We start from the raw sequence: 2050 nt of genomic DNA on the forward strand, positions 1-2050 counted from the left end.
GTACGCGGCGTCGACCGAGAAGGCGACGTCCAGCCCCGCAAGGGGGGTGGTGCCGTCAAGTACCTCAACAGAGATGGTTGCACGCTCCCCCCCGCCGGCGACCAGCCAGGGCGTACTTCCGGTTATGTCGACCTGATCAGGGATCTGAGCCCCTGCCGGAGGTGTCACCATGATGACACTGAGCAGCAGGCACCCGAAGATCCAGTACTTCATAATCATATGCCTCCCAGACACGAGTGCCCCATCCTAGAACTAATTCCATATGCTAGTATATATAGATTTTAGCATAGGTTTTGGTTTGAAACACCTTTTTTTTGATTTAGCTATTTTACTAGAGTTAAAGATACATTCTGATGCACACAGAGAATGAAGAATGTCATTTCAGACCAGAGCGGCCAGGTGCCCGGAAGCATTGCCCGACTGGAACAGATCTTTCCTGCACCGTCAGGCTTTTGCAGCCGGATTGCCAGAGCGGGAGGTGCAAAAACAGAGTTATTGGATCCGGATATACGGGCGCTCCCCCCGGCCGACCCAGTCCGCAACATCCAGGGTCTCCTGATCTGCCGGGGCATCGGGCGCCGTCGCCCTCACCCGGATGGTATAGGTGCCGGGCGGGAGGTGCCGCACGTCGAGCAGGCAGTTCTCGGTGACCGCCGTGCCGCCTGCCATCTCAGGCGTCTTTGAAGCGACGTAGATCCAGGAAACGCCGTCGTTCTGACAGTAGATATCCTCGGTAACCTCGTCCGCCCCGGTATACGTCAGATCCCAGGCGAGCGGCAGGAAGTCCAGGTACGGCCCGCTCCCGGTGCAGCGGAGGTTCGCGACATCGAGCGTGCCCGTCTCCACGCCGGTGTTGGTCAGGCCGGGAATGGCCGTGACGAAGAGGTCGGGCAGATTGAGGGCGTCGGCACCGTCGTTGAAGGTTATGGTCGAACCGGAACCGAAGACGTTGATGTTTCCATCCGCGAGCACCTGCAGCCGGAACGTCGTCTCCCATACCTGGTTCAACCGCACCGTGCCGATGTCGAAGTGCAGCGTCCTGCTCGCGGTCCAGTTCGGGGTGTCATCGTGGTAACCCATGATATCCGTGCCGTTGTAACTGCTGTAGATGCGGGTCGAAATCTCGGGCACATAGACGTAGTCGAAGACGTCGTCCCCGGAGACAGAAGTGCCGTTCACCTCCACGCTCTGGAAACAGACGTGCATCGTCGTGTTCACGCCGGCCTCGACCTTCAGTTCGCCGGCGATTTCGGTGTAGACCTGCGTGAGTTCCTCGCCGCCTTCTGCGTGGTAGTGTTTGCCTCCGGTCGCCTCTGCAAGGGTTTCCAGCGTATTCCAGGTTGTGCTCCCGTCGGAGATATTATCGGAGAAAGAGATTGTGTATAGCCTGATATTGTTGTTGCTTGCGTAAATTGACATGTTCTGCTCGGTGAACAGGCCACCGTCCTGGTCGTATGTCCCTCCAAGTCCGGAGAAAAAGGTGTACCGATCAGTCCTAACACTATTCCACTTTTGATCCTTATACCATCTGTCGTCAAAATCACGGTGATTCGAATCATGTCCCCGCCCCCGTGCCAGAGGGTCACCATAGTAATTGAACTCACCGTCGGTCATCAGAATGATTGCCTGCACCGCGTCGGGGTCAGGGTTTGGGTTCGCAATCATCTCCTGAATAGAGGTGTACAGCGCTTTTCGCGTGGCAGTATAGCCGTTGGCATTGAGTCCGTCTATGATGCCGTTCACCATTGAATGGTCGTAGGTCAGGGAGAGATCAAGCGTTGAGCCCGAGCTGTACGACACAACGCCTATCTGATCCTTCGCCGGATCCATCCGGGCAACGAAGGTTTTTGCAGCAGCTTTCGCGCAGGAGATTCGTGTTGGCGAATCGCCTGACATACTCCCCGACCGGTCGATCACCAGCATCACATCGATCGGATCGGGCTGAAGCGCCCACCCGTCGCCCCGCAGCCGGATGGTGGTATCGATCGTCCCGTTCACCGCGACCGTCTCGGGACTGACCGAGGTCTCCACCGAGAGATACGGATAGTTC

At 57.2% G+C, this 2050-nt stretch carries 2 protein-coding genes; both read right to left on the reverse strand.

The window, feature by feature from the left end; all coding sequences use genetic code 11:
• Nucleotides 1-213 (reverse strand): hypothetical protein (locus FGU65_RS15785; RefSeq protein ID WP_301665457.1); only part of this gene is annotated, 213 nt, incomplete at its 3' end.
• A 279-nt stretch (nucleotides 214-492) separates the two neighbouring features.
• On the reverse strand, nucleotides 493-2050 hold a 1558-nt coding region (locus FGU65_RS15790), incomplete at its 5' end, for a vWA domain-containing protein (RefSeq protein WP_301665458.1).

It is taken from the genome of Methanoculleus frigidifontis, from assembly GCF_030464345.1.
Lineage (GTDB): Archaea > Halobacteriota > Methanomicrobia > Methanomicrobiales > Methanoculleaceae > Methanoculleus_A > Methanoculleus_A frigidifontis.